The 26170-nt window shown below is 52.9% G+C and carries 28 protein-coding genes; 11 read left to right on the plus strand and 17 right to left on the minus strand.

Annotation, left to right across the window (positions count from 1 at the left end):
• Positions 1 to 53 precede the first annotated feature (53 nt).
• Positions 54 to 500, minus strand: a complete 447-nt coding sequence (locus tag JF44_RS0102050; RefSeq protein WP_033067287.1) for an Rrf2 family transcriptional regulator — start codon at positions 498 to 500, stop codon at positions 54 to 56.
• 4 nt (positions 501 to 504) lie between these two features.
• The gene (locus JF44_RS0102055) at positions 505 to 1005 is read right to left on the minus strand and encodes a GNAT family N-acetyltransferase (protein ID WP_052065369.1); all 501 of its coding nucleotides are present in this window, start codon (positions 1003 to 1005) and stop codon (positions 505 to 507) included.
• Between the two features lie 464 nt (positions 1006 to 1469).
• Between JF44_RS0102055 and JF44_RS0102065 the strand changes: the two genes are divergently transcribed.
• Positions 1470 to 1949, plus strand: coding sequence for an Lrp/AsnC family transcriptional regulator (locus JF44_RS0102065; protein WP_033067289.1), 480 nt, complete (start codon positions 1470 to 1472; stop codon positions 1947 to 1949).
• Positions 1950 to 2051: 102 nt separating this feature from the next.
• Here the strand turns inward: JF44_RS0102065 and JF44_RS0102070 are convergent, their stop codons facing one another.
• Positions 2052 to 3389, minus strand: coding sequence for an MATE family efflux transporter (locus JF44_RS0102070; RefSeq protein ID WP_033067290.1), 1338 nt, complete (start codon positions 3387 to 3389; stop codon positions 2052 to 2054).
• Between the two features lie 596 nt (positions 3390 to 3985).
• Between JF44_RS0102070 and JF44_RS0102075 the strand changes: the two genes are divergently transcribed.
• Entirely contained in the window at positions 3986 to 4684 is a 699-nt protein-coding gene (locus JF44_RS0102075; protein WP_033067291.1) for an alpha/beta hydrolase, read from the plus strand.
• Between the two features lie 244 nt (positions 4685 to 4928).
• Positions 4929 to 6629 (plus strand): methyl-accepting chemotaxis protein, encoded by a 1701-nt coding sequence (locus tag JF44_RS0102080; protein ID WP_033067292.1) that lies wholly within the window; start codon positions 4929 to 4931, stop codon positions 6627 to 6629.
• 111 nt (positions 6630 to 6740) lie between these two features.
• On the opposite strand, the gene JF44_RS0102085 is transcribed toward JF44_RS0102080, so the two are convergent.
• The 7 genes from JF44_RS0102085 to JF44_RS0102120 all read right to left on the minus strand — a co-directional run bounded on the left by JF44_RS0102085 (position 6741) and on the right by JF44_RS0102120 (position 10699).
• Positions 6741 to 7316 (minus strand): YceI family protein, encoded by a 576-nt coding sequence (locus JF44_RS0102085; RefSeq protein WP_033067293.1) that lies wholly within the window; start codon positions 7314 to 7316, stop codon positions 6741 to 6743.
• A gap of 1 nt (position 7317) precedes the next feature.
• Entirely contained in the window at positions 7318 to 7872 is a 555-nt protein-coding gene (locus JF44_RS0102090) for a cytochrome b (RefSeq protein WP_033067294.1), read from the minus strand.
• 116 nt (positions 7873 to 7988) lie between these two features.
• Entirely contained in the window at positions 7989 to 8579 is a 591-nt protein-coding gene (locus JF44_RS0102095) for a YceI family protein (RefSeq protein WP_052065401.1), read from the minus strand.
• Between the two features lie 309 nt (positions 8580 to 8888).
• A complete protein-coding gene (locus JF44_RS0102105; protein WP_033067296.1) occupies positions 8889 to 9326 on the minus strand; it encodes a DUF2155 domain-containing protein in 438 nt (145 codons plus the stop codon).
• 8 nt (positions 9327 to 9334) lie between these two features.
• On the minus strand, positions 9335 to 9586 hold the full coding sequence (locus JF44_RS0102110; RefSeq protein ID WP_033067425.1) for a hypothetical protein: 252 nt from the start codon (positions 9584 to 9586) through the stop codon (positions 9335 to 9337).
• Between the two features lie 147 nt (positions 9587 to 9733).
• Positions 9734 to 10186 carry an outer membrane lipid asymmetry maintenance protein MlaD gene (gene mlaD / locus JF44_RS0102115; protein ID WP_033067297.1) on the minus strand — a complete coding sequence of 151 codons (453 nt, stop codon included), beginning with the start codon at positions 10184 to 10186 and terminating at the stop codon, positions 9734 to 9736.
• A gap of 150 nt (positions 10187 to 10336) precedes the next feature.
• Positions 10337 to 10699, minus strand: a complete 363-nt coding sequence (locus tag JF44_RS0102120; RefSeq protein ID WP_033067298.1) for an NADH:ubiquinone oxidoreductase subunit NDUFA12 — start codon at positions 10697 to 10699, stop codon at positions 10337 to 10339.
• Positions 10700 to 10799: 100 nt separating this feature from the next.
• Between JF44_RS0102120 and JF44_RS20260 the strand changes: the two genes are divergently transcribed.
• The 6 genes from JF44_RS20260 (at position 10800) to JF44_RS0102140 (ending at position 17834) form a co-directional block, all read left to right on the plus strand.
• Positions 10800 to 11111, plus strand: a complete 312-nt coding sequence (locus JF44_RS20260) for a hypothetical protein (RefSeq protein WP_156111562.1) — start codon at positions 10800 to 10802, stop codon at positions 11109 to 11111.
• A 517-nt stretch (positions 11112 to 11628) separates the two neighbouring features.
• Positions 11629 to 15336, plus strand: coding sequence for a vitamin B12-dependent ribonucleotide reductase (locus tag JF44_RS0102125; RefSeq protein ID WP_033067299.1), 3708 nt, complete (start codon positions 11629 to 11631; stop codon positions 15334 to 15336).
• A 246-nt stretch (positions 15337 to 15582) separates the two neighbouring features.
• Positions 15583 to 15756, plus strand: a complete 174-nt coding sequence (locus JF44_RS20510; RefSeq protein ID WP_202901466.1) for a hypothetical protein — start codon at positions 15583 to 15585, stop codon at positions 15754 to 15756.
• 74 nt (positions 15757 to 15830) lie between these two features.
• Complete coding sequence (locus JF44_RS0102130; protein WP_033067300.1) at positions 15831 to 16397, plus strand: isochorismatase family protein; 567 nt, start codon at positions 15831 to 15833, stop codon at positions 16395 to 16397.
• A 257-nt stretch (positions 16398 to 16654) separates the two neighbouring features.
• Positions 16655 to 16855, plus strand: coding sequence for a DUF3185 family protein (locus JF44_RS0102135; RefSeq protein ID WP_033067301.1), 201 nt, complete (start codon positions 16655 to 16657; stop codon positions 16853 to 16855).
• 151 nt (positions 16856 to 17006) lie between these two features.
• Positions 17007 to 17834 carry a DODA-type extradiol aromatic ring-opening family dioxygenase gene (locus JF44_RS0102140; protein ID WP_033067302.1) on the plus strand — a complete coding sequence of 276 codons (828 nt, stop codon included), beginning with the start codon at positions 17007 to 17009 and terminating at the stop codon, positions 17832 to 17834.
• A gap of 14 nt (positions 17835 to 17848) precedes the next feature.
• Here the strand turns inward: JF44_RS0102140 and JF44_RS0102145 are convergent, their stop codons facing one another.
• From JF44_RS0102145 to JF44_RS0102165, 5 genes are all read right to left on the minus strand, one after another.
• Positions 17849 to 19057: an ABC transporter transmembrane domain-containing protein gene (locus JF44_RS0102145; RefSeq protein WP_052065371.1), complete on the minus strand. Its 1209-nt coding sequence runs from the start codon at positions 19055 to 19057 to the stop codon at positions 17849 to 17851.
• A 66-nt stretch (positions 19058 to 19123) separates the two neighbouring features.
• Positions 19124 to 19846, minus strand: coding sequence for a copper resistance protein B (locus JF44_RS0102150; protein ID WP_033067303.1), 723 nt, complete (start codon positions 19844 to 19846; stop codon positions 19124 to 19126).
• A 3-nt stretch (positions 19847 to 19849) separates the two neighbouring features.
• Complete coding sequence (locus JF44_RS0102155; RefSeq protein ID WP_081944307.1) at positions 19850 to 21535, minus strand: copper resistance system multicopper oxidase; 1686 nt, start codon at positions 21533 to 21535, stop codon at positions 19850 to 19852.
• A 76-nt stretch (positions 21536 to 21611) separates the two neighbouring features.
• The gene (locus JF44_RS0102160; RefSeq protein WP_081944308.1) at positions 21612 to 22181 is read right to left on the minus strand and encodes a cupredoxin domain-containing protein; all 570 of its coding nucleotides are present in this window, start codon (positions 22179 to 22181) and stop codon (positions 21612 to 21614) included.
• A 128-nt stretch (positions 22182 to 22309) separates the two neighbouring features.
• Positions 22310 to 22630, minus strand: coding sequence for a hypothetical protein (locus JF44_RS0102165; RefSeq protein ID WP_156111563.1), 321 nt, complete (start codon positions 22628 to 22630; stop codon positions 22310 to 22312).
• 139 nt (positions 22631 to 22769) lie between these two features.
• Here JF44_RS0102165 and JF44_RS20670 point away from each other — a divergent pair, with 139 nt between their 5' ends.
• Entirely contained in the window at positions 22770 to 23450 is a 681-nt protein-coding gene (locus tag JF44_RS20670; protein WP_420340861.1) for a secondary thiamine-phosphate synthase enzyme YjbQ, read from the plus strand.
• 11 nt (positions 23451 to 23461) lie between these two features.
• Here the strand turns inward: JF44_RS20670 and JF44_RS0102175 are convergent, their stop codons facing one another.
• Both JF44_RS0102175 and JF44_RS0102180 read right to left on the minus strand, forming a co-directional pair.
• Positions 23462 to 24082: a TetR/AcrR family transcriptional regulator gene (locus JF44_RS0102175; protein ID WP_033067306.1), complete on the minus strand. Its 621-nt coding sequence runs from the start codon at positions 24080 to 24082 to the stop codon at positions 23462 to 23464.
• A 66-nt stretch (positions 24083 to 24148) separates the two neighbouring features.
• Positions 24149 to 25042 carry a DMT family transporter gene (locus JF44_RS0102180; RefSeq protein WP_033067307.1) on the minus strand — a complete coding sequence of 298 codons (894 nt, stop codon included), beginning with the start codon at positions 25040 to 25042 and terminating at the stop codon, positions 24149 to 24151.
• A gap of 582 nt (positions 25043 to 25624) precedes the next feature.
• On the opposite strand from JF44_RS0102180, the gene JF44_RS0102195 reads away from it, so the two are divergent.
• Positions 25625 to 26092, plus strand: a complete 468-nt coding sequence (locus JF44_RS0102195) for a RidA family protein (RefSeq protein WP_033067310.1) — start codon at positions 25625 to 25627, stop codon at positions 26090 to 26092.
• The last annotated feature ends 78 nt before the right edge of the window (positions 26093 to 26170 follow it).

The raw sequence follows: 26170 nt of genomic DNA on the forward strand, positions 1-26170 counted from the left end.
CAGATTTCTCTGGCGGCCTTTTTCGTATCTTGTGCGCTGTTGATCCCAGCCGGTTAAACCGCGCGGAACAATCCGGTGGATGCCGGTTTTTCCGGGCGACGCTTGCGCATCAATTTCAGCATGGTCTCAATCGTGATCGACAACAGTGTCGCGTGGGTGATCTCTTCGATCTCATCCATGACAAGGGTCAGCGCCGCCCCTGCATTGGTGTCCTGAACAATGCTGTTTGATGGACTTGTGCCAACTTCTTCAAACAATTGCACCACATCCAGAAGCGTGGTGCGCTTGGCATTGCCGCAGAAACGATACCCGCCCCCGGCACCACGTACCGATTCAACCAGCCCCGCACGACCAAGATCGCGCAGTACCTTTGCCAAATGGTTGGTCGAGATATTGTAACGTTCGGCAATTTCGGATGCGGAAAGCTGCCGGTCGGTATCCTCGGCCAGTTCCAGAACGGCATAAAGGGCAAACAGCGTTGCCTTTTGCAAGGACATCATTGGCTTATTCCCCCTCTTCCATATCTGTTTCCAGCTGAATGAACGGGCCAGCCATCATGCCCTGCGATCGGAAGAACGACATCAGGTCGGTGGCATCGCGCGGGATCATGGTACGAACCTTTTTCACCCCGGCATTGCGGAAGCAGCGGCAAATTTCATCATAAAGAATCGTCCCAATGCCACCCATGCGCAGGTTCGGTTCAACACTGACCGTACCAACCCAGCCGCAAGGTACAGAATTGAATTCCCACGACCGCACTTCCCCAAAGATGCAGCCGAGCAGCTTGCCATCTTCTTCAGCGATCAGGAAAAAACGGGAATCCTTGCGATTGCCATAGCGGGTGAACAAATCGTCCCAATAATCGGGCTTTCGCAACCCTGTGGTCCGGTCATCAAGATCAACGACATTTGGCAAGTCTTTCAGGACCGCCGGACGGATATTGATTTTATGCTCGCCAATAGTGACCAGGTTGTATCCCGGCGTGTTTTGCGCAGCGTCCACCATATGTGCCTTTCAGTAACCCGGTTGACCAAGCCAACCTCTCCCGGCTCCCGACGGAAGAATGACCACACTCAAAATAAGTAAATTGGTACGATTATACTACACTGCACAGATGGCACACGGCAATGATAAGTTCCGCTGCGCATGCGGGAATCCGGTACCGAACCCAAGCATTACAAGGAGTTGAACGACATACCGGGATTATACAAATCTTGCAAGTCTCCACATGGCTAAACCGCCTGCACCGCCCCGCCCTGAAATACACGCAGACAAGGTGAAAAATGCCCTTTTTGGCGACGCAAAGATTGACAGAAACGTGAAGTCATGGCTTATCGCGCAGCAAGGAATGCCCACAGGCGATCAGAAATTTGGCAATATCTGCTCCCCTGTATCCAGGCTCAGGACCTAAAATCCGATGCGGCCGCAAACGGCCTGATATTTTACCGCCCTAAGGAGTGCAGCACGCTATGGCGCGCAACGGTTTCGACGCAATTGATCGCAAAATTCTTCGTGAAATTCAGGAAGACGGGCGAATCTCCATGGTCGAACTGGCTGACAAGGTCGGCCTGTCCGTTTCCCCTTGCCTGCGTCGCCTGCGCAAACTCGAAGAAAGTGGTGTAATCCGCAAATATGTTGCCCTGCTTGATCCGGCCCATCTTCAGCTTGGCGTCAATGTCTTTGTCACGGTGTCACTTACCCAGCATGACGAACCGTCCCTGCGCCGCTTTGAAAGTGCCGTGCAGGAACACCCGGAAATTGTCGATTGCTATGCCATGGTCGGCAATCAGGACTATATGATGCGCATTGTCGTGCCCGATCCCGCCAGCTATCAGCGCTTCCTGTCCGAAGTCATGATGAAGCTGCCCGGTGTGGCGAACATGAAATCAAGCTTCACGCTCCACGAAGTCAAAAACAGCACCACCCTGCCGGTCGCCGACGCCGAATAACATCGGATGGATGCCCGCCGTCGCGGGCACGGCGACATCCATATTGGCGGTTACCGCACCATCATCCCCGCAAAGGCGGGGATCCTTGACCTGACCCTTGCCCTATGCCACCGCAGTCCGTCGGTCCGGGATGATTGTCGGAAACAGCACAACCAGTGTCAGACCGCGCAGCAGGAAAAATCCGTTAAACGCGGCCCACAGCAAATGATTGCTGTCCATTACAACCGCGCCCCAGGCAAAGCCTGCAAATATCGCGACGGACAGCAGCATCATATTGCGCCAGTGCTTGGTCTGCATTGCGCCCAGAAATACGCCATCAAACTGAAAACCAAGCACCCCGGCAATCGGTAAAACCACTGCCCACAGTAAATACTCATACGATGCTGCGCGCACTTCGGGAATGCTGGTCAGCGCATCGATGATCCATGGCCCGGCAAGGGAAAAAATAATCGACATCCCGATCGCAGAAACAATGCCCCAGATCGTCGTCTTGCGCACCGCCCACATGAATTGTTTGCGCTTTTCCGCCCCATAGGCCTGCCCGACAAGGGTTTCTGCCGCATGGGCAAATCCATCAAGCGCAAAGGACCCGAACATCAGAAAGTTTTGCAACACCGCATTGGCGGCAAGGGTGACCTCGCCAAAACGGGCGGAAAAACTGGTAAACAGCGCAAAGGCCGATGTCAGCGCCATGGTGCGCACAAAGATATCACCGTTGATCTTCATAAGCCGTGCCAGTTGCACGCGATCAAAAATGCCAATACCGCGCCACGTCCCGCCAAGCCGCCTGAGGTGCTTTTGCATCAAGAACCAGCCCAGCACCACACCCGAATAATCGGCAATCACCGTGGCCCCTGCCACCCCGCGCACGTCCCAGCCGAACCCCTGCACGAACAGGATATCAAGCACGATGTTGATCGAATTAAGAACAACCTGAAAGATGAACACGGCCCGGCTGTCACGCATGGCAAGCAGCCAACCCAGCATGCAATATTGCATCAATGTCGCGGGCGACGCCCAGATACGTATATTGAAATACTCCCGTGCGGCGGCCTCGACCGCCGGTGTTGGTGAAATCAGCGCCATGGCCAGCTCAATGATCGGCCATTGCAACGCCATCACCGCCAACCCGGCTGCAAGTGCGATCACCGCAGCACGGGCAAAGACCGCACGCACCCCATTGGCATCGCGCCGGCCATGGGCCTGTGCAGCAAGGCCAGTGGTCGCCATGCGCAAGAAGCCAAAGCTCCAGAACACATAGGAAAAAACAAGCGCACCAACCGCAACCGCCCCGATGTAATGCGGACTATCAAGATGCCCGACCACGGCCGTATCAACCGCGCCCAGCAATGGGACAGTCGCATTGGACAAAATAATCGGCAGGGTCAACGACAGTACGCGTCGATCTCCCTTACCGAACCAGCGGCGCGTACGGTTCATAATGGGCCTCGGTTTTTACGTCATGCTGTGGGGCAACCGGCGTTAACCGGAAGATTTCTTGTGACACAGAATGAGAAGCGGCAAAAGAAGGGTTTTAATGACCGGCTATCCAAAAAATCCACATTGTTAACTTTTCCCAATCAGACATGCAGCCTGTAGGCGAATTTGCATACATCTTTCCGATCATCGCTGACGGTCTTTTGGCATAAGGAACAATAGACCGCCTCAGAGAACCAATACAATACGCTGATATTGAACAATAAATTTTATTTCACAAATTCGATGCTGTTCTATTTTTAAAACCTGACAAACCTATACCAGGGCATAGAACGTCGGGGTCTAAACAGACCATACATTGGTTTGTTATTGCGTTTTCTCTGATATTTCAATTTCCATCCACAAAGTTATCCACAGGCCTCTGAAACGCTGTTGCAGGCTCAGGTAAAATGCCCTGTGGTCTTTTGCCGCTTTGCCAAAAAACACTGGTGGTAATGGCGCTGCATTGCTAGGCTCTGGACCTATAAATTCTGCCATTCCAATCAAATTGATAGTCCCTGATCGCTAAGCAGCGGCAAAGAATATTCAGGAAAGTTATAATGAGCACCGATACCTTATTATCTGGCCCCACCTTGCCAGCGGCATCCGGCACGACCAAAAGCGTTGTAATCCTGCTTCATGGCTATGGCGCGGATGGCAATGACCTGATTGGTCTCGCTCCGCATTTGGCGCGTGCCCTGCCCGATACGGCGTTTTATTCGCCCAATGCCCCGTTCCCCTGTGAAATGTCACCATTTGGGCGCCAGTGGTTCAGTCTGGCCGAATATGATCCGGAATTCCTGCGCCGCGCACCTGAAACCATGTCAGGCGCCCTTGCCGCCATGGCCGAAGGCGCGCGCAAAAGCGCTGCCTATGTCGATGATTTCATCGATCACGTCATGGAGGCTCACGGCGTATCTGCAGATAAGGTCGCACTGGTCGGCTTCTCGCAAGGCACGATGATGTCGCTTCAAACCGCCCCGCGGCGTGAAAAACAGATTGCCGGCGTTGTTGGCTTTTCCGGTGCCCTGCTTGGCGAAGCGGCCTTTGCCGCCGATCTGAAAACCCGCCCGCCCATGCTGCTTGTTCACGGCACAGCCGACCCGGTTGTCCCGATTGAAGCATCACAGTTGGCCAAGAATACCCTTGCGACCAACGGCATAGAGGTCAGCCTGCATGAACGCGCCGGTCTGCAACACGGTATTGATGAAGAAGGTCTGGGGCTGGCGACACAGTTCCTGAAACAGCACCTCGGTTAGCTGTTCCCTTTCTTCGGGAAATTTTGAAACGCCTGACATCTTGTTGATGTCAGGCGTTTTTCTTTGGGAAACCTGCAGGATTTTTTTTCTACTTCTTATTGAAACTGCCGAAACAGATCGCCAATTGCGTCATACACCCTATTATGTATAGGTTTGATACTACGCAAGGGTATCAATCCTATCCCGTAGTTTTTTGTTACGGGATGTATGTTGATAAAAAAAGGACGTCTCGGGGAAAAGTTCCATGCTCCAGAAAATAAAAATCGGTCGCAAGATTGCCATTCTTTCCGTCATTTCCTTGATCGGTCTGATCGGTATCACATCCTTTGAACTGTCAAGTTTACGCACGGCCCTGCTTGAAGACCGCAAGGAAAAAATCCGCGCCATCACTGAATTCGCCGTATCGATCGCCAACGACTATCAGGCGAAAGTCACCGCAGGCGAACTCGATCAGCAAGCTGCCATTGACGCCTATTACACGGTTGTCTCCAGCGGAAAATATGATGGCGAAATCGGCTATTTCTTTGCCCTGACCAAGGATAATGTCATGGTGATGCATGGGGCCAACGCCGCCCTGGTCGACCGGGACATGGGCGACATCCAAGACCCGAACGGGGCATATTTCATACGTGATCTGGTCACGGCCGGAAGCCAACCTGAAGGCGGTTTTTCTTCCTATCACTGGCCCAAACCCGGCGAGCCAAAGGAACAAACCTTTGAAAAACTCTCCTATGCTCATCCGTTGCCTTGGGGGGCTGTCATCGGTACAGGCATATACATCGATGATGTCGACACAATTTTCTGGGACAAGGCCACCAAAGTCGTTCTGCTGAGCATCCTGATTGTCGGAATCATCGTTCTCATCGGCATTGCCATCGGCCGGGACATCACAGGTGGCTTGAGCAAACTCGCATCGCGGATGCACATCATCGCCTCAGGTGACCTCGAAGGTGATATCGAAGGTCAGGACCGTCGTGATGAAGTGGGCGATATGGCGCGCACGGTTGTCTCCTTCCGTCAGCAGGCGGTTGAAAATCGCGAATTTCAGGAACGCCAAAAACAAATGGAAGCACAGGCTGACAAACAGCGCCGTGCAGACATTACTGATATGGCAGACAGCCTTGAACAGCGCGTCAAGGGCCTGATCCGGTCGATTTCCAGTTCCATCGCCGAGATGAAACAGGCAACAACAACGATGGAAGAGGCCAGCAGCACCAACAGCCAGCTGTCCGCCGCCGTGGCATCTGCAACGACCCAGACATCGACCAATGTCCAGACAGTGTCTTCTGCAACCGAAGAACTGACGGCATCTTCTGATGAAATCGCCCATCAGATTTCGCAGTCAGCAGACATCGCAAACCAGGCCAACGACCAGGCTGCACGCACCAACGAAACCGTGACCGGCCTTGCCGATGCGGCACAACGCATTGGTGATGTCGCCAAACTGATCGGTGACATTGCAGAACAGACCAACCTGCTGGCTCTGAACGCAACGATCGAGGCCGCTCGTGCCGGTGACGCTGGCAAGGGCTTTGCTGTGGTCGCAAGCGAGGTCAAAAACCTTGCCAACCAAACCGCCAAGGCGACCGAGGAAATCAATCAGCAGATCCTTTCGGTTCAGAACGAAACGGGCGAAGCAGTTGATGCGATCCGCCTGATTTCCGAAACCATTGCCAAGGTTGCTGACAGTTCAACCGCCATCGCAGCCGCGGTTGAAGAACAGCATGCCGCCATTGGCGAAATTTCACGCAACGTGCAACAGGCTGCGGACGGCACCGCAGAAGTTTCCCAACGGATCGAAACCGTCAATGAAAATGCCGGTCAGGTTTCTTCCGGCACCACCCAATTGGCCCATTCGGCAGAAAAACTGGTCGATGAAGCACAATCTCTTGACGAAGCGGTTGAAAACTTCCTCGCCGATCTTCGCAAGCGGGCGACAGACTAACCGCTCTAACGACACGACCTGATCAAAACAAAAGCCGCCCCGAACTCTTTTCGGGGCGGCTTTTTTATGGATATCTGGTGAAAATCGCTTGGCGTACTGGCGCCGCTTTTCTTAACGCGTTGCCTCTATCTCAATCTTGATGGTCACCGCATCACCGACCTGGGTTGTATCAATCCATTGCCCTTGGCCAACGCCAAAGTCGGTACGTTTTATGGTAACTTTGCCTTCGGCTTCGGCTTCATTTCCCGTGATCTCAAGATCAAACGGCATGGTCACTTCGCGCGTCACATCACGGATGGTCAGATCGGCGACCGCTTCATATTTTCCTGGTGCGATTTCGCGAAATGACTTGGTGACGAACTTTGCCGTCGGCCACTGCGCTGCGTCAAACCAGTCGGCTGAGACAATCTGACTGTCGCGATCGGCATTCTGCGTGTTGACCGATGCAATATCGATCACAACCTCTACCGCTGATCCGGCAAGATCATCGGGCGAAAACACGATGGTCGCGTCAAAGGATTCAAATTCGCCCTCAAACTCGGCACCAAGCTGGGTACCGGTAAACTCAATTTCACTTTCGTTGGCATCCACCACCCAAGGATCCGCAGCCAGCGCACCGCCGGAAAAACCGGCAAGTGTGGTCAGAACAGCGAGGGAGGACAAGCTTTTGCGTGATATCTGAAACATCTCAGTTTTCCTTGATTTTGCCCGGCAACATCCGACGCAATGTCGCGTCACCGTCCCGGAAATGGTGTTTGAAAGCTGCCAAGGCATGCACCCCGACCAAACCGCCAATCGTCCACGACAATCCCCAATGCACGGTCCGAAGTGTCTCAAACAGTTCCGCGTCAGGTGACACAAGATCTGGCAGGGTAAACAGCCCGAACACACTGACCGGGAAATTCGCCGCCGAAGACATGGTCCATCCCGTCAACGGCATGGCAAACATCAAAAGATACAATCCAAGATGCCCGGCCTTGGCCGCCCATTTTTCAATTTTCAAGGCCCCAAGCGCATCAGGGCTTGGTTCGCTGATACGCCACACCACGCGCAACACCACCAGGACCAGAACCGTAATGCCAAGTGATTTGTGACGCGACATCCATTCGAGCTTTTCCATGCCCAGCGGCAGAAAATCCATGTACCAGCCAATTGAAAACACCGTGATGACCAATGCTGCCATCAGCCAATGAATGGATTTGGTGACCGCGCCAAACGCCTTTTTGTCACTCCGCATCGCCATAACCGGTATCCCTCTTTACCTGTGCGGGCCAAAAATCCGGACATAAATCCAGAAATATGCTGTGCGCGGCATCCCTTGAGTCACCGCGCACAGCAAATCGACATATCACCCGATGATTATTTGTTCAGGAATTCCGAAGAAATCTGAAGCGCAACCTCATCGCCAACACCCGGAACAAGGAAGTTCATACCGAAATCGGAACGGGTCACGGTCGTGGTGGCACCAAAACCAACAACCTGATCACCGGTCATCGGGTGTTCGCCCTGCCCGGTCAGAACCACATCAAGAACCACCGGCTTGGTTTGCCCAAGAATGGTCAGATCGCCCGTGACTTTTGCTGCGCTGTCACCAACCAGCTCAACCGAGGTGCTTTTGAACGTCGCGGTCGGGTGGCTTTCAACGTCAAAGAAATCAGCCGTTTTCATATGATTATCAAGTGCTTCGACACCGCTATCGATCTGGTTCAGATCAATCGTGATGGTTGCGGATGATGCCGATACATTTTCGCGATCAAGGGTAAGCTCGCCGGAAATGCCACCGAAACGGCCCTGAAAATTCGAAAACCCAAGATGGTTTACAACAAACACAACACTGGTGTGGGTCGGATCGAGTTTATAGGTCTCGGCAGCCTGTGCTGAAAATGCAGCGCCCGAAAGGCCTGCAGCAACGACCAGTGCAACACCGGCTTTTTTAAGCGAATTCATCATTGTTTTTTCCCTCATGTCTGGGGGCGACAAGGACTTGCCGCACCGCAATAATTCATGGGGGGAGAATGGCAGGCCAACAAACGCCTCTCAAGCCAGTGAAACCGCAACACATATTTTCGATTTTGGAAACAATGCGCGATCAGTACACCTTATTTTTGACAAAATCACCCTGATTTTTGGTCAAATCGCACGTCTGCGTTGGTTTTGCATGCGTCTTTCATGCACAATGACCCGATAAAAAAGCTGCCCCAAAAGGATCAGCTTTGATCATGTCAAAGACGGAATGATGCTTTTCCCGGTCCCTTAAGCTTAAGGGTTTTCCGGCGCGGCCTGCCCTTGTTCGGCAGCCTCACCGCCTTCTGCCGGGTCGAGGCATTCCTTTAACCACACGTCATAAACCGGATGTTCAAGGGCGGACAAACCGGGGCTTGATGCAAACATCCAGCCGGAAAACAATTGCGTGCGGTTTGCCTGATCGTTATCGCGGATGTCGGCAATTTCAAGGAAGGTTGCACTTTCCGGGCGCTCTTCAGGCGGCGTGCGATAGCAGGCATCGACCCGAATTTCGAGCGTGCCGAAACTTGCCGTGCGCCCGACCGGCACTTCAAAGGTTGAAATGCGTGCGGTGATTTTATCAAGCCCCTGAAGCTGGGCGACGGGGGCCGGGCGATAATCAAGCGCCGAAGAGGCCGTTCCGATCATTGCACATGTCGAACAAATCGCGGCAATCGCAAAAGATCGTTTCATGGTGGTCTTCAGTCCTGTTTATCGCTTTTGTCATAAGGATTGTGCAGTTCGGCAACCAGATCACGCATCACAGCCCGGAACTGCTCTTCGTCACAGCCCATCAGAAGCGCATCTTCAAGCGCATCCTGCATGATTTCGCGCAATTCACCGAAATTATCGTTCAGGACCTTGATTTTCTCAACACACGACAGCGGCGAACCATCGGTTGCCTGCCATGTGGGAAAATGTTCCGCCCGTTGCGGGTTTCCGGTCTTTTTCATCAGCCGCTCCGACATTCTGTGCACGACTTCCCGATTGTCTTTTGATCTGTTTGATCTGCTTGATTTGGGCGCCAACTGGCCGCCCCACGGACCTTGCGCAGAAAAACCGGCAAAATCATGGCTGTGATCAGGGCATTTTAACAGATGTTACTGATCACTGCTGGTCGAGGAATAAATAACCTGCCCGATCAGATCTTCAAGGTTTACCGATCCTTGTGTGTATTCGATCTCGCCACCGGCCTCGATCATATCGATATCCCCGCCCGGCTCAAGGGCTACAAACTTGCCGCCAAGCAACCCGTCAGAGGCAATCTTGGCCGAACTGTCAAGCGGCAGGGCGATATCGGGACGCACCGACATTTTGACAACCGCCATATAGGTATCTGGATCAAGGTCCTGTGCGGTAACCTTGCCAACAGTTACCCCGGAAACACGGACATCGTTGCCAACAACCAGACCGTCAATGCGATTGAAACTGGCCATGATTTCATAGCCTTCCACCGTATTGATCCCCGCGCGGGAATAGGAATAGGCAGCAAAGCCGATCGCGACTGCGATCACGGCGGCACCGGCAATGGTTTCAATCAGTCTGTTGCTCATAGACCTTATCCGTTTTGTATCTAATTGATACTTATATTGTATTGCGCAGTTCGAAAACACAACCGCTCAAAACAGGCGATTTCACAATCCCCCAAACTAAAACGGGCGCGAGTTGCCCCGCGCCCGCCTGTATCGGAATTTTATGGCCGATCAGCCTTCCGGCGACCATGCCTGATAGTCGCCAGTCGCCGGTGCGCGCTTGCCACCACTGTATTCGTGGCCTTTCGGGCGATAGGCATGTTTGGTACCCGTCAGGTTCGGCTGGTGTTCTTTCTGCCAGTCGTAACGGTCTTCTGCCTTTTCCGACAGCGGCGCATCAACGGTGTAATGCAGCCATGCATGCCATTCTGCAGGTACTTTCGATCCTTCGACCACACCTTTGTAAACGACCCAACGTTTGGTGCGACGGCCCTTGGCCGGAGTCTTTTCGGTGTAATAGGCATTGCCGAAACGGTCTTCGCCAACGCGCTTGCCAAACAGCGCAGTATAAATACGGGTGCCGACGGTGGCCATGTTGAGTCTCTCTCCAGATTTGATTTGTCCGCCTGTCATACGGGACGGCGGCACAAGGCATATGGGCAACACACCCTGATAAGCAAGAGACTTATATGTCGTGATGTTGCGTGAAAGTCAATGTTTCAAGGTGCGTGGCAAGGTAAAACAAACCTCGCGCATCCCTTGCCCGCAACCCGTGCTGCAAACATCTCAAAAACGGGCCTTCCCTGCGCTGAAAACCAAGCGCCAAAACAACCCACAACTGCTTGTAGTGCGACGACTCATTGATCCCCCTGCATCTGGGGGCTTTGTCCACCCGCTTATCCACAACACAGGCCATACATGTAGTATCCCAAGACGCTTGGAACGCTTGGCTTTGAGCCTGCAACAAAAAGAAAACTTTAATATGAATATCAACCTGTTATCATAGGCCAAGACACAAGCAAAACCGCCAAAACCATGATTTTTCGGCTTCGCACTGGAAATGGAATGAAAACAGCGTTAGCTTGATCCTGCGTTGTGCGGGCCCCTCTCGCTCCCACACAATATGTAGTCCGAGTCTTACGACTTACACACAATCACGCTGCGATACAAAGCGCAGTTTTCCGGGCCTTACGGACGGATTCAGAGATTGTTAACGAGAATCCCACCAGCATCGAATCAGCAAGACAACAACCGACCCACTACATGTTGTGGTAAAAATTACTGTCAACCACAAAGATTAGTGGACTGAGGCGAAATTTTGCCGTTATAGTCTTCCCCACGGACCGGATGGTTCCAGGGGGGACCAAACCACCGAACACCCATATCTGCGTGGCTCTAAAAATGCCGGAAAATATCGGCTACAGGGGCAGCGCAATAGCATTGAGCAAACTATATAAAGTCAGGCGATGTTGGCGCATCACCCGTAAGCGCCCTGTCACGTCTGATCACAACCGGAGCAGACCATGCGGATCACCAGAAAGTTCACCCAGGAAGGCGTCAGCCCATACGCCGATATCGAATTTCGCAAGTCATCTTGTGTCATCAAAAACCCGGACGGCTCTGTCGTTTTTGAAATGAACGACATCGACGTCCCCGGCTCCTGGTCACAGGTTGCAAGTGACGTTCTGGCTCAGAAATATTTCCGCAAGGCGGGCGTACCGGTTGCGCTCAAACCGGTTAAGGAAAAGGACGTGCCAAGCTGGCTGTGGCGCCAGACCGCCGACACCGCCAAGCTTAACAAAATGCCGTCCGAAAAGCGCTACATCAGCGAAACCAGCGCCACCCAGGTTTTTGACCGCCTGGCAGGCACCTGGACCTATTGGGGCTGGAAAGGCGGATACTTTGACGCCGAATCTGATGCGCAGGCCTTCTTTGATGAAATGCGCTATCAGCTTTCCCACCAGATGGGTGCGCCGAACTCTCCGCAGTGGTTTAACACGGGTCTGCATTGGGCATACGGGATTGATGGTCCGGCACAGGGTCACTCCTATGTCGATTTCAAAACCGGTGAACTGACCAAATCGGCAAGCTCTTATGAGCACCCGCAGCCGCATGCCTGCTTCATTCAGTCCGTTGCCGATGATCTGGTGAACGAAGGCGGCATCATGGACCTGTGGTCCCGTGAAGCGCGTCTGTTCAAATTCGGTTCCGGTACCGGTTCGAACTTCTCGAACGTACGTGGTGGCGGTGAAAGCTTGTCTGGCGGCGGTCGTTCTTCCGGTCTGATGAGCTTCTTGAAAATTGGTGACCGTGCTGCTGGCGCAATCAAATCGGGTGGCACCACCCGTCGTGCTGCCAAAATGGTTGTGGTCGATATCGATCACCCGGACATCGAAGAATACATTGATTGGAAAGTCGTCGAAGAGCAGAAAGTTGCTGCCCTTGTTGCCGGCTCCAAACTTGCTGAAAAGCACCTGACCGCTGTTCTGGCCGCCTGCACCAACTGGGATGGCGACGCCGAATCCGAAGACCGCTTCCTGCCGCGTGCCAACCCGCAGCTCAAAGAAGCTGTGCTGGCCGCACGCGCTGTGATGATCCCGGATTCCTATATCAACAAGATCATCGAATTCGCCCGTCAGGGCTTCACCGAAATCAGCTTCAAGACCTATGACACCGATTGGGACTCCGAGGCTTACCTGACCGTATCGGGTCAGAACTCGAACAACTCGGTACGTGTTTCGAACGACTTCCTGCAGGCTGTTCTTGATAACGGTGACTGGGAACTGATCCGTCGTACCGATGGCAAGGTTGCCAAGTCGATCTCGGCGCGCGATCTGTGGGACAAGGTCGGCGAAGCGGCTTGGGCATGTGCTGATCCGGGCATCCAGTACGACACCACGATCAACGAATGGCATACCTGCCCGAACTCGGGCCGCATTAATGCGTCCAACCCGTGCTCGGAATACATGTTCCTTGATGACACCGCATGTAACCTTGCATCGCTTAACCTGATGAACTTCCGTTCTGATGATGGTGGCGTTGATATCGAGGCATATGAACATGCTGTCCGTCTGTGGACTGTGGTTCTTGAAATCTCGGTTCTGATGGCACAGTTCCCGTCTGATCGTATCGCCGAACTTTCCTATCGCTACCGTACTCTTGGTCTTGGCTATGCCAACATCGGCGGCCTGCTGATGAGCATGGGCATCTCGTATGACAGCGACGAAGGCCGTGCGATTGGCGCATCCCTGACCGCGATCATGTGTGGTGTGTCCTATGCAACCTCGGCCGAGATGGCCAGCGAACTGGGTGCCTTCCCGGGGTATGACGACAACGCCAGCGAAATGCTGCGTGTCATGCGCAACCATCGCCGTGCGGCCCATGGCGAACAGGAAGGCTACGAAGGCCTGTCAATCAATCCGGTTCCGCTGGTTGCTGCTGACAGCCCCTATGCCGATCTTCCGGTTGCTGCGCGTGCTGCCTGGGACAAGGCGGTCGAGCTTGGTGAAAAGCACGGCTACCGCAATGCGCAAACCACCGTTATCGCGCCGACCGGCACGATCGGCCTGGTCATGGATTGCGACACCACCGGCATTGAGCCTGACTTCGCACTCGTGAAGTTCAAAAAGCTTGCGGGCGGCGGTTACTTCAAAATCATCAACCGCACGGTTCCGGTGGCACTGGCAACGCTCGGCTATACCGAAAACCAGATCCGCGACATTGAAAAATACGCGGTCGGTCACGGTACGCTGGTTGGTTCGCCGTCCATCACCCATGATGATCTCAAGGCCAAAGGCTTTGACGATGATGCGATTGCCAAGGTTGAAGGCGCGCTTAAAAACGCATTCGACGTCAAATTCGTGTTTAACAAATACACCTTTGGCGACGATTTCTGCATCAACCAGCTTGGTCTTGACGCCAAACAGATCAACAGCATGGACTTTGACATGCTGGCGGCCCTTGGGTTCGATAAAAAACAGATCGAACAGGCCAACACCTATGTCTGCGGTGCAATGACCCTTGAACAGGCCCCGCATCTGCGTGACGAAGACCTCTCGGTCTTTGATTGCGCAAATCCGTGTGGCCGTATCGGCAAGCGTTACCTTTCCGCTGAAAGCCACATCCGCATGATGGCAGCGGCCCAGCCGTTCATCTCGGGTGCGATTTCCAAAACCATCAACATGCCAAGCAGCGCAAACATCCAGGATTGTAAAGACGCTTACATGCTGTCCTGGCGTCTGGGCCTTAAGGCAAACGCGCTCTATCGTGATGGTTCGAAACTCAGCCAGCCGCTCAACTCCGCACTGGTTGAAGAAGACGATTACGCTGATCAGCCGACCGCTGCCAAGGCAGCCCAGGCGTCTGAACAGATCGTCGAGAAAATCATCGAACGCGTCATCCGTGGCGATCGTCGTTCCCTTCCGGGCCGTCGCAAAGGTTACACCCAGAAGGCCACCGTTGGCGGTCACAAGGTTTACCTGCGCACCGGCGAATATGAAGATGGCAAGCTTGGTGAAATCTTCATCGACATGCACAAGGAAGGCGCTGCCTTCCGCTCGCTGATGAACAACTTCGCAATCGCAGTGTCCATCGGCCTGCAGTATGGCGTGCCGCTTGAAGAATACGTCGAAGCCTTCACCTTCACCCGCTTCGAGCCGTCCGGCATGGTTTCGGGCAATGATGCGATCAAGATGTCGACCTCGATCCTTGATTACATGTTCCGTGAACTGGCGATTTCCTATCTTGGTCGTAACGACCTCGCCCATGTTCAGCCGTCCGACATTCTTCCCGATGCGGTTGGCGAAGGCGTTGCCGAAGGCGACCTTGGCGAAACCGCCGAGAAAGCCGGCGATCAGGCGATTGAAACCATCCGCAAGGTGGCATCAAGCGGCTTCGTGCGTCGCAACCTCTATGTTGTAGATGGTGGTGTCCAAAGCGAAGAACGTGTTGTCGAAGTCAAATCGACCGGCACCGATGGCCACAGCCACACCCCGGAAACCGCAAGTGCTGCGACCACGACGGCAACCCCGTCCGCACCGCAAACTGCGGCGATCCTGACCGCTGGCGAAGAAGTCACGGCCAAGGCTGATGCCAAAATGGACCAGATCCGCGAAGCGCGAATGAAAGGCTACGAAGGGGATGGTTGCCCTGATTGCGGTAACTTCACCCTGGTGCGCAACGGCACCTGCCTTAAATGCGACTCTTGCGGCGGGACCACCGGCTGCTCGTAACAAAAAAGAAAAAGCCCCTCCCATTGGGAGGGGCTTTTTACATTTTCGCATCATCCAACTAACAACGGTTGCCTGATACGAAAAAAGCCGAAGCACAAAGCTTCGGCTTTCCCATGAAGTACCAGCCAAGGCACTTATGGGGGCAAACACACCGAGTTGGCATGCTTGTACGTGAGAAATACGACCATTACTGATTCGGGGGAGTTTGTCGAGCGGAACCTTGGCGCATTTGTATAGGAGCCTACCATGGCAACTAACCCTCCGTCAGGTGACGGACGACGCAATGGCGCTGTCAAAGGCCGTTCACAGGTTCACAATCCCAAAACGGAAACGTGGACTAAACGCGACAGTAGAACTGGCAAATTCATGGACGGTAAAAAAGATGGAACACCGTTCAAGGGCGTTCGTAAAGAACGCTAATTCTATCTAGACCGGAGGACACCCTCGCGGTTTATGATTGCGAGGGTGTCCTTGTTTTGCAGAGTATCGGGCAGATGCTTACAATTTCAAACGACACCGCTCTCATCGTCCTTGATGTACAAAAAGCCATTGATGATCCGCGCTGGAATTCCAAAAACAATCCCGGCTATGCCGATGTGATTGCCGGGCTGCTGGCAAAATTCCGCAGCGCCAACCTGCCCGTCATCCATGTCCGTCACGAAGAAGCCAACCCGGCCTCAAGTTTTTATGTCAACGGGCCGGGTCAGCCATTCAAGGACGAGGCAATGCCGATGGACGACGAAACCGTCATCACCAAGCAGCAAAACTGCGCCTTTGTCGGCACAACACTTGAAAAACATCTGCACGACCGCGGTATCAAACGCCTGATCTTTACCGGTGTGGTCATCCATAATTCCATGGATATCACCATCCGCATGGCCCATTGCCTTGGCTTTGAAAACTGGCTGGTGCTGGACGCCACCAGTGCGATTGACGTGACCGATGCCAACGGCAAACACTTCGCCGCACAGGACGTGTTTGATCTCTATGCCGCTGTGCTGTCCTCGGAATATTGCAAGCTTGCCCAAAGCAAGGATGTCATGGTCGCCCTGCCCAATTAACCCATTTGGCGGCACTACTTCCCATTGCACCTTTCACACGAAACACCCCCGGTCATGGGTCGGGGGTGTTTTCGGTGCTCTCACAGTATTCGATATCCGATTTACGCTGTCGATATCCGCAAAACGTCAAAATCGCCCTTTTCCCGCACTTCCCCCTTGGCCTCTAGGGGTTTTTGTATCTATGGCTTTTCCATGAGACGGCTCAAAACAGGCACATATCGCAGATCAAATGTACTCACGATATAGGAGCACCCGTCATGTTCATGGTTCATGTCACAGGCTCGATCATTGTTGTTGTTGGTTCTGTTCTTCTGGTAATGGGCTATGTCACATCAGAAGCAATGGTTTCTCAGCCGCATATCGGGCACTATTTTGATGCAACCATCTGGTATTTGATTACCGGCATAACGGGTATCCTTGCCGGGTCAATATTGATGATGCTTGAGACCCGCAACTAGAGTCTATTCCGATTAGGTTGCACCGTTCTGCCTTGATTGAAACATTTGTTTGCCGTGGCGATGGCAACACACTGTTGACGAACCGCGTCTGGTCATCCTTCGCCAATACGATCATATTCAATGTACAGAATATAATTGATCAAGGTGCCCCATGACCGATGCATCGACCAAATATCTTGCGCCCGCCTTGACCCCGATCTTTATATCGCACGGGTCGCCCATGCTGGTGGCACGTCAAAGCACCCCGGCATTTGATTTCTTTTCACGCGAACTCGGCCCGCTGACCGACAATGTGCGTGCCATTCTAATGGTTTCGGCCCATTGGCAAACAGCAGAACCGACCATTTCAACAGCGGCAACGCAGGAAACCATCCATGACTTTTACGGTTTTCCGCAACCGCTTTATGACCTGAAATATGATGTGGCTGGTGACCCGGAACTGGCGGCTCAGATCGCGGGCCAGATCGATATTGCCACAGACAATTCACGCGGTCTGGATCACGGCGCATGGATGCCCCTGATCCTTGCCCGCCCCGCTGCCGACATTCCGGTGTTTCAGCTTTCCATGCTGGTGAACGGCAGTCCCAAAGATCATTATGAACTGGGCCGGAAACTGCGTGGTTTGCGCGATCTTGGCGTACTCGTGGTTGCCAGCGGTGCCATGACCCATAATTTGCGCACACTTGATCGCAACGAAGGGCCGATTGATCCGTGGGCAAGGGAATTTACCAACTGGATGATCGACAAGGTCAAAACCCGCGATATCGACGCCCTGCTTGCCTATCGCACCCTGGCGCCGCACGCGGTTCTGGCCCACCCCGAAGACGACCATCTGATGCCGTTTTACGTGGCATTGGGTGCGGCGTCTGATGATTTCACGCCCGATGTCCTCCATGACAGCTATGAATTTGGCAACCTTGCCATGACGGCACTGCGCTTTTACGATCAGGATGAAACCGAAACTACCAGTCAAACATGAGATAAGGGGCAAAATCACGGCACCCCAGCCGGTCTCACCGACACCTCGGTTCCCGTAAAAGGTTGCTGCGCCAACGCATATGGCGCTATTTCGCCATACCGCACATGCGCATCTGCCTGGGCCTGATAATACCGGAACAATTCCTTTAACGGTGCTCCCATATCCTTGTAAGCCGTCAACACAGCAATCAGCGCTCCCAGTGTCAATTCATCCGTGATCACCAAATACCCGCCGATCGTATAAAAAAAGAACGGTGTCAGTTGTGAAATGAAATTATTCAAAGATTTCATCATGAACTTCTTCTTGTGGATCATCAGTCTGAGACTATGCATATTGCGGTACGCTTTGTAGATGCCACGCAACTCTGATCTGTTGCCCCGCCCCAGCCCCTCTATTCGTTCCCCTAGGTCACGAACGGTCTGCAAACGGGCCCGTGACAAGACATTAATCTTGCGCTGGAACTTTGGTACAATGAAAATCTGGATAGGCAACAACGCCATGGCCGCCACGCCAAGAACCGGGTCTTGTACAAGCATAAAAGCAAGAATTGTCAGAAATGTCCCACCTTGTAGCAGCGGTAAAACAAGTGCTTCCGCCCCGTAGCCAGCAATCGGTTCAACTTCCTGCACAATCACCGGGATCAGATGTCCACGACCTTTGCCTTCATGCCGAAAACTATGCCGCGATATATCCAGCCGCAAACGATGTGAAATATGTTCTGCAAGTTTCCCGGAATTCAGGTTGACCTGATATTTCAACCATCCGTGGATGCCGATCACCAGCAGAAACAACAGACACAACCCCAACAAAGCCTGCGTCTGGGACAGCTCAACGCCCATGTAAACAGCCGGAAAGTGACCTGATTCAATTGCATTGTTAATGATGAGCTTGGGTAGCTCAAGGCTCATATACAATGCCGGCAAAGACAAGACCGCCAAGACGGCCAGCCGTAATTGCTGTTGCCAGGTCATCCGACATATATATCGCAAAAGGTGATTTTGCCGCACCACCTCCCCTAAGTTGCCGGCACCTTTTTCTTGCGTTTTCGATTTATTCTTTCGCTGCCGGACAAAATGGAATCCTGCCGCCGTGATCAGGATGATCAAAGCCACCGGCACCCCAAACACCACCAAGTGGAACACAAAATGGATCCACCAGTGTGTGTCACTGGAAATATAATGGGTTAACTGATGTCCGACATCATGGGCAAATTCAAAGACCACAGGAGAGGTTTCCGATTGTCACAGCAACAAAACAGCCGGGGAGAAGTCCTCTCCCCGGCCATAGGATCAGAACAGCAGGCGGACACCGACGACCACAAAGCTTGCCACGTAATCCTCGCCTTCATCCTTGGCAAAATCGGCGGTATCACCAAGCTTCCTCTCATAAGCAACACCGATATAAGGTGCCACACTGCGATCAATCAGGTCATAACTCAGACGCAGGCCAAGCTCGACACTTGAAAGACCCGCACCAACTGCGACCTCGCGATCTTCGGAAAAGGCCGCATTGAGCTCGACAGATGGTGTCACGATCAGGCGATTGGTAATCAACCCTTCATACTCGACATCAAGTCGCGCACTGCCATCCCCGGCCTCACTGACAAACAGATCGGCATCGACCTCAAACCATTGCGGAGCAAGCCCCATAACCCCGACGGTGCCATACCAACGATCCGTTCCTTTGGGGGTATCCAGACGCACCCCGGCTTTGGCATCGAAGAAATCGCTGATCGGTGTCTGAAGAACCAAACGGTTTTCTAGGCTTTCATTGATATCAGCATCAAGGTCACGTTCGCCTTCTCCCTGCCACCTTAACTTCAGTTCATCAGTGCCAACAAACGCATCACCATCCCAGACAAACAGCTTCTCGCTTTCGTCTCCGGCGCGATACTCAAACTGCTCCATCTGAAGTCCGTAAAAGACGTGATTATCTGCCTTGGCCGACAAGGAGAACGACAGCACAGTGGCAAGAACACCACCACTCAGCGCAATCAGTTTAATGATTTTCATGACTTACAGGTTCCCGTTCTCAAGTGCAGCAACTGCAGGGCCACCTTCAACAATGACCTTGCGGAACATGCCCGCCGCCATGTGATAGCTCAGATGGCAATGAAATGCCCATTGCCCCGGTTCATCGACTTCGGTTTCGGAATAGACGGTCGTGCCGGGATTGATATTGATCGTATGCTTGACCGGGTTCCATTTGCCCTGTCCAGTATCAAGGATTGACCACATGCCATGCAGATGCATGGGATGGGACATCATCGTTTCATTGACGAATTTGAACCGGACACGCTCACCATATTTAAGGCGGATAGGCTCGGCATCTTCATATTTCACACCGTTGATCGACCATGTGTAACGTTCCATGTTGCCGGTCAGCCGCAATTCAATTTCACGTGTTGCCGGACGTTCGGGATAAAGCGGCTTCTGTGCTTTCAAATCCGCATATGACAGAAACTTGCCCCCATTTGCCGCCTCGGGTGCCAAACCGCTGCCTGCGGCATAGAACGGGTCGGTTTTGGTTGTTCCCATCTTGGAATGATCCATTCCGGCCATATTGCTGTGATCCATACCAGCCATAATGCCCGGATCGGTATCACTCATGGCCCCATGGTCCATGCCGTCCATGTTGCCATGGCTCATCCCCATATCGGCCATCGTCAGTAAAGGAGACTCCATTCGACGTTCCGGTATATCGGCACGCATCCCCTCTTTGGGGGCTAGTGTGGCAAAAGCATATCCCGATCGCCCCGTGGATTCCGCCATGATGCCATACGCTTTGTCGTCTTTTGGCTGAACAATCACGTCATATGTTTCTGCAACCGAAATACGGAACTCATCAACCTTCACAGGTTGCACATTGTTGCCGTCCGCTTGCACAACCGTCATGTCTAGCCCCGGAATCCGTACATCGAAATACGTCATTGCCGATGCGTTGATGAACCGCAGGCGTACACGCTCTCCCGGCTTGAACAATCCTGTCCAATTCTGTTCAGGTGACTTGCCATTGATCAGACCGACAAAACCCTGAACATCTTCGATATCCGTTCGCATCATGCGCATACTGCCCCAGTCTCCACGTTCAGACAGTGTCGTGCCCAAACCGTTTTTAGACACATCACTGATGAAGTCACCAAAGGTGCGTTGATTCCGGTTGTAATAATCGGGCATCATTTTCAAGTTCCGCATGATACGTGCGCCCGAATGCGGGTGTTTGTCTTTCAACACCACGACATATTCGCGGTCAAATTTGAATGGCTCGCGTTTTTCTGACTCAATAATAATCGAACCATACGCCCCGTCCGGCTCCTGAAAACCGGAATGACTGTGGAACCAGTATGTCCCACTTTGTTTGACCGGAATACGATAGGTAAAAGTCTCCCCCGGCTCAATTCCGGGGAAACTGATCCCAGGCACCCCGTCCATCTGATATGGAAGGATCAAACCATGCCAGTGAATTGACGTCGCCTCATCAAGATTGTTGGTTACCTTGATGACAGCGTCTTCTCCTTCCTTGAGGCGCAAGGTCGGCCCCGGCGAGGCACCATTATATCCGATGCCTTTGGTTTGCATGCCGCCGGTATCGATGGTGACATAATCTACCGACAAATCATATGTCGCCGCATTTGCTGTGAAAGACACACCAATCGCGGCCAGCGCACCCAAAATGGCGCGTCCAGCGAATTTGATTTTCATTTTTCATTTCCAGAAAGTCAGAAGCGCCAGAGGCATCAAGAACAGCAACCTCTGGCGCAAAACACAGGGCGGCGAGTTACTGCAAGCGGACGTTGCCCACCATGCCGCTTTCATAGTGACCCGGTACGTTACAGGCGAACTCCAGCTCTGCCTTTTTGGGGAACGTCCAGATCACTTCGGCCGTTTTTCCCGGCTCCAGCAAAACACTGTTGGGGTCATCATGCTTCATCGACATTCCATTCCCCATGTCCATTTCCATCATGTCCATGTTGATCTTGTCGATCTCAAGCGCGCCATGCTCCATCATCATCATCATTTCGTCCTGGTGATCGGCATGCATGGCTGCAGTTCCGATATTGAATTCGTGAACAAATTCACCCTTGTTTTCAACAATGAAGCGAACGGTTTCACCGCCCCGGACGATGATTTTTTCCTTGTCGTAGAAATTGTCTTCCATCGCAATCCGAATGGTACGTCGCACATCGGAGATTTCACCGGGTGCGCCGATCTCGGATGCACCGTCCCCGCCATGACCACCGCTGTGCCCAGCACCTGCGAACGCAGATGTCTGATAACCAGCCAGTGCTCCAAGGACCATCGTTGAAACAGCAAAACGACGCATGAAAGAAGTCTTGAAAATGGGCATATAAATGCTCCTGATAGATAATCAGTTGAACGCCCCTTTCCAGCCGCACATTGGCGTCCTTGCCCACATTTTTCCACGTGGACGCAAGTAAACTGGCAAAGGGAAATACGTAAAAGGTCTGAATTATCTCAGGCGCGCGGTGGCTTGCCGCTTACATCCAGGGTAACGGATGTCACAATGCGATCGACACCCCAGTATTGCACTGAAAACAACGTCGGCACAGTCTGCCAGGAACCGTCGGCTTCCTGAACAAACGGGCCGCAAACAGCCATACCGCAAAGATCACTGTGCGAATCTTTTTGATTGTGAGGCATACCTTCTGAAGTAGTTGCAGAAACACCATGATGCATATCATGAGAATTCCCAACATTCGCCTGCACACCACCGATCCCCGACAGCATGACTGTCAGAACAACGACGATTGAAACTAAGCAGGAAATGAACCGCAACGTTAGGTATCCTATCTGCACTACTGCGACGCAAAACAATTATCGGCAGTTTCAGATAGCGTCAAGTGGCAATATTGTGGCAAACCCGACAGGATTATGGCTGTCAAGATCAGCCTGTGTTGGGGGCCTGATCACAAACATGTTTCTTGACCTTGCGGCTCAGGAAAGATTGACGATAAAGTTTTCGACCGAGGGTCCGATAGACATAACCGCACATACCGTGCTGATTGCATTTGAACTTGGGCTTCGGCCCACCTCGGTCGACTGCTATGTCAATTCCGTGAACCGGCACCAGTTACAAACCTCTGTCGTGGTTGATGAACCGGAATATAGCTGCTCATTAAAAAGTGCTGCGCAAACGCTCAGTACCTTGACACCAAGACAGGACATCATCGCCATGCTGTCACAAGATCAGACCACGCTTGAATTTCAAACCAATGGACAGGGCCTGACGGAAATCACCGATCCGGTTCAATCGTGGGTGGCGCAAACAGGCCTTGCCTGCGGCCAACTTACCGTCTTTGTCCGGCACACATCGGCCAGCCTGACCATTCAGGAAAATGCCGATCCAGATGTCCGGCGTGATCTGGAAACATTTTTTGCTCAGTTGGTTCAGGAAAACCCAAGCCTCTATCGCCACACCTGCGAAGGCCCGGATGATATGCCCGCCCACATCAAGTCCGCGCTGACCGATGTGTCCCTGACCATCCCGGTCGCTGATGGCCAGGCTGTGCTTGGCACATGGCAGGGGATCTATCTGTTTGAACATCGCCACGCACCGCACCGGCGTCAGGTCACCCTGCATCTGATCGGGCAATAAGGCTGTTGCCTTTAGGCGGCCAGTTCCGGTTTGGCCGCCCAAAGGCCGACCGTTTGCACCATAACCAATTCACGCAACGTCGCGCACATGTCTTCGCTGTCATAATTCTGGGTGCTGAGATGTTCGTGGATGGTAAATATAAACAGCGCCATCAAACTCTTGCGGATCATTTCCGGCGACAGGTCGGGGTTGAGTTCCCCGCTTAATTGCGCTTCTTCGATCAGGTTCTTTACCGCCCGAAGCAGGCCACTGGTTTCCAGGACCTCATTCACCACCCCCTTGCGCGGGGTAAAGACAATCTGCTGCATGATCACCCGCCACAACCCCGGATGCAGGCCAATCTGGGCAAAGCGATAAGATGCAACATGCATCAGCTTGTCCACAAAACACCATTCCGGGTCCATGGTATAAAGCCCCATCTCAATCGCCTCGGCCATCTGGCTGCAGATGCATGACATCACCAGATCTTCCTTGGTCGGGAAATGATTGAAAACCGTGCCTTCGGCAACACCGGCCTGTCGTGCGACCTCGCGGGTTGAAACGCGGGCAAAATCCCCGCAATCAAAGCAATTGCGCGCCGCTTCCAGTATCTTTTGGCGGGTTTCTTCACGTTGGCGGGTCCGCGTATTCATCTGTCGCCTCTTTGGACATGAGCACACTCATTGAGTGAACTCATTTATCGCGACAGTCCCCTGACGTCAAGCCTGCGCGCGTGCGTGTTTCCTGGCCCGCAGACCAAGCATGCTGTGCGCGACAAGGGTTACAATCACCACAGCCCCACTGACAAAGGTTGTCTGGCTGGGTACTTCGTCGATGAACAACCACACCAGAAATGATCCGAAGATCGCTTCGTTCAGCATGATCAGGCTGACTTCAGCAGCAGGAATTTTGCGCGATGCATGCGAAATCATCAGGAAGGAAACCGGCAACACCCAGAATCCCAATATTAGAAGCCACACCCAATCCATGCCCTGCACTGCTAACGGCTCGGCACCGGGCAGCAGCAAAAGGGTCACGACAAACGCCCCAACCAGCATGCCTTTGATTGCATCAATCTCGGGCCTGGCACCCAGCACGTTAAAATAACACGCCATGCAGATCGCAGCGCCAAGCGCCAATACATCGCCAAGCGCATTCTTGCCACCAAACCCGGCACTGATCAGGCTGAGCAAGGCTGCAAACACCACAATCGAGGCAATCCACGTTCGCATTGGCTGGGCACGTTTGAAAATAAACACCCCGATCAACCCGGCCAAAAGCGGGGTTGCTGCGATGATGATCAAGGTGTTGGCCGCATCCGTATTGCGGATTGAGAACATGAACAGTGTACAGGTCCCGCCGTAAAACAACCCCGTCAGCATCTCAAACCGGCTGGGCAGGATCGATTGCAAAACACTGTCTCCGCGCTTGGCCCCGTTCCAAAGCGCGACCATCAAAAGCGCCATGGACAAAAAGCCCAACCGCCAGAAAGCCGTGGAAAAGTCATCGGCCTCAATAAACCGCAGCAACAGCGCATCGGGCGACAGGATCAAAACCCCCAACAGGGCGATCACCCCACCGTGCAAATTGTTAAACCGATCCCGCAACCCCATCTGTCCCAACCTTTTCCCGGCTCACACCGTTAGGATCAGGACCTATTAATTTGGTTTGAATGGTTCACCGGATTTGTGCGGATACGCGAAGCAAAGCCGCCGGAAGATATGCATCTTTCAAGGCTTTACGACAAAGTAGCCCGTGCAAATCCGGTGAATCCGAATGACAGACGTTATATTTGCAACCTCCGGCGTCAAACCCCTTGGTCGGGATACCAGCCCGCCCGGCGAGCTTTTCCTTGGGTTTCACAAATATAACGTCTGCCATTCAAATCAAATTAATAGGTCCTGATCCTAAACTCGCAAAAAACAAAGCAGCACGCGTTTTGGCTGTGCTGCAGAAGCTGCATTGTTACGATCCTGATCGTTAATGGCAATTCGATTTTTTTCAACTGTTGGCAAATAGGTCTCATGCACCTGTCATGCCCGCCGGTTTGTCGGCTTGTGATCAAAACACCCCGGCACATCCAATGCACTCCCGGCATGATTGCATGGGTACAAAGAAACTGTTTTGTTTGCCGATCAACCCCGATAAATTGACCGCAAGTTTGAACATCTGCCACCAAAAAAGGATGGATCATCATGGCTGGAAAAATCGACGCTCATCTTGCCGATCTTGGTATTACCCTGCCGCAGGCCACCGCACCGGTTGCCAACTATGTGCCCTATGTTATTGCGGGCAACCTTGTCCATATCTCCGGGCAGATCACCATGGAAAATGGCGAATTGAAATTCGTCGGCAAGCTTGGCGCAGACTATGACGTTGAAACCGGACAAAAGGCCGCCCGTCTGTGCGCGCTTAACCTTGTCGCACAACTCAAAGCAGCTATTGGCGATCTCGACAAGGTCACCCGCGTTGTCAAACTGAACGCCTTTGTCAATTCGGCTCCGTCCTTCGTTGATCAGCCGAAAGTCGTCAATGGCGCGTCTGACACCATGGTCGAAATCTTTAGCGATGCAGGCAAACATGCGCGTTCGGCTGTCGGGGTGGCATCCCTGCCACTTGGTGTTGCGGTTGAAATCGACGGGATTTTTGAAATCGCCAACTGATCCATGCGATCATAAATTTCAAAACAGCCGGGCCATATGTGCCCGGCTTTTTCATGCGTCACTTCCGTGTGAAAACGG

The organism is Thalassospira australica, assembly GCF_000763295.1.
Classification (GTDB): Bacteria; Pseudomonadota; Alphaproteobacteria; order Rhodospirillales; family Thalassospiraceae; genus Thalassospira; species Thalassospira australica.

Excerpts from the sequence above, each read along its gene's own strand:
- JF44_RS0102050 (WP_033067287.1), bottom strand. The coding sequence starts at position 500 with ATGATGTCCTTGCAAAAGGCAACGCTGTTTGCCCTTTATGCCGTTCTG.
- JF44_RS0102055 (WP_052065369.1), bottom strand. The coding sequence starts at position 1,005 with ATGGTGGACGCTGCGCAAAACACGCCGGGATACAACCTGGTCACTATT.
- JF44_RS0102065 (WP_033067289.1), top strand. The coding sequence starts at position 1,470 with ATGGCGCGCAACGGTTTCGACGCAATTGATCGCAAAATTCTTCGTGAA.
- JF44_RS0102070 (WP_033067290.1), bottom strand. The coding sequence starts at position 3,389 with ATGAACCGTACGCGCCGCTGGTTCGGTAAGGGAGATCGACGCGTACTG.
- JF44_RS0102075 (WP_033067291.1), top strand. The coding sequence starts at position 3,986 with ATGAGCACCGATACCTTATTATCTGGCCCCACCTTGCCAGCGGCATCC.
- JF44_RS0102080 (WP_033067292.1), top strand. The coding sequence starts at position 4,929 with ATGCTCCAGAAAATAAAAATCGGTCGCAAGATTGCCATTCTTTCCGTC.
- JF44_RS0102085 (WP_033067293.1), bottom strand. The coding sequence starts at position 7,316 with ATGTTTCAGATATCACGCAAAAGCTTGTCCTCCCTCGCTGTTCTGACC.
- JF44_RS0102090 (WP_033067294.1), bottom strand. The coding sequence starts at position 7,872 with ATGGCGATGCGGAGTGACAAAAAGGCGTTTGGCGCGGTCACCAAATCC.
- JF44_RS0102095 (WP_052065401.1), bottom strand. The coding sequence starts at position 8,579 with ATGATGAATTCGCTTAAAAAAGCCGGTGTTGCACTGGTCGTTGCTGCA.
- JF44_RS0102105 (WP_033067296.1), bottom strand. The coding sequence starts at position 9,326 with ATGAAACGATCTTTTGCGATTGCCGCGATTTGTTCGACATGTGCAATG.
- JF44_RS0102110 (WP_033067425.1), bottom strand. The coding sequence starts at position 9,586 with ATGAAAAAGACCGGAAACCCGCAACGGGCGGAACATTTTCCCACATGG.
- mlaD (WP_033067297.1), bottom strand. The coding sequence starts at position 10,186 with ATGAGCAACAGACTGATTGAAACCATTGCCGGTGCCGCCGTGATCGCA.
- JF44_RS0102120 (WP_033067298.1), bottom strand. The coding sequence starts at position 10,699 with ATGGCCACCGTCGGCACCCGTATTTATACTGCGCTGTTTGGCAAGCGC.
- JF44_RS0102125 (WP_033067299.1), top strand. The coding sequence starts at position 11,629 with ATGCGGATCACCAGAAAGTTCACCCAGGAAGGCGTCAGCCCATACGCC.
- JF44_RS20510 (WP_202901466.1), top strand. The coding sequence starts at position 15,583 with ATGGCAACTAACCCTCCGTCAGGTGACGGACGACGCAATGGCGCTGTC.
- JF44_RS0102130 (WP_033067300.1), top strand. The coding sequence starts at position 15,831 with ATGCTTACAATTTCAAACGACACCGCTCTCATCGTCCTTGATGTACAA.
- JF44_RS0102135 (WP_033067301.1), top strand. The coding sequence starts at position 16,655 with ATGTTCATGGTTCATGTCACAGGCTCGATCATTGTTGTTGTTGGTTCT.
- JF44_RS0102140 (WP_033067302.1), top strand. The coding sequence starts at position 17,007 with ATGACCGATGCATCGACCAAATATCTTGCGCCCGCCTTGACCCCGATC.
- JF44_RS0102150 (WP_033067303.1), bottom strand. The coding sequence starts at position 19,846 with ATGAAAATCATTAAACTGATTGCGCTGAGTGGTGGTGTTCTTGCCACT.
- JF44_RS0102155 (WP_081944307.1), bottom strand. The coding sequence starts at position 21,535 with ATGAAAATCAAATTCGCTGGACGCGCCATTTTGGGTGCGCTGGCCGCG.
- JF44_RS0102160 (WP_081944308.1), bottom strand. The coding sequence starts at position 22,181 with ATGCCCATTTTCAAGACTTCTTTCATGCGTCGTTTTGCTGTTTCAACG.
- JF44_RS20670 (WP_420340861.1), top strand. The coding sequence starts at position 22,770 with ATGTTTCTTGACCTTGCGGCTCAGGAAAGATTGACGATAAAGTTTTCG.
- JF44_RS0102175 (WP_033067306.1), bottom strand. The coding sequence starts at position 24,082 with ATGAATACGCGGACCCGCCAACGTGAAGAAACCCGCCAAAAGATACTG.
- JF44_RS0102180 (WP_033067307.1), bottom strand. The coding sequence starts at position 25,042 with ATGGGGTTGCGGGATCGGTTTAACAATTTGCACGGTGGGGTGATCGCC.
- JF44_RS0102195 (WP_033067310.1), top strand. The coding sequence starts at position 25,625 with ATGGCTGGAAAAATCGACGCTCATCTTGCCGATCTTGGTATTACCCTG.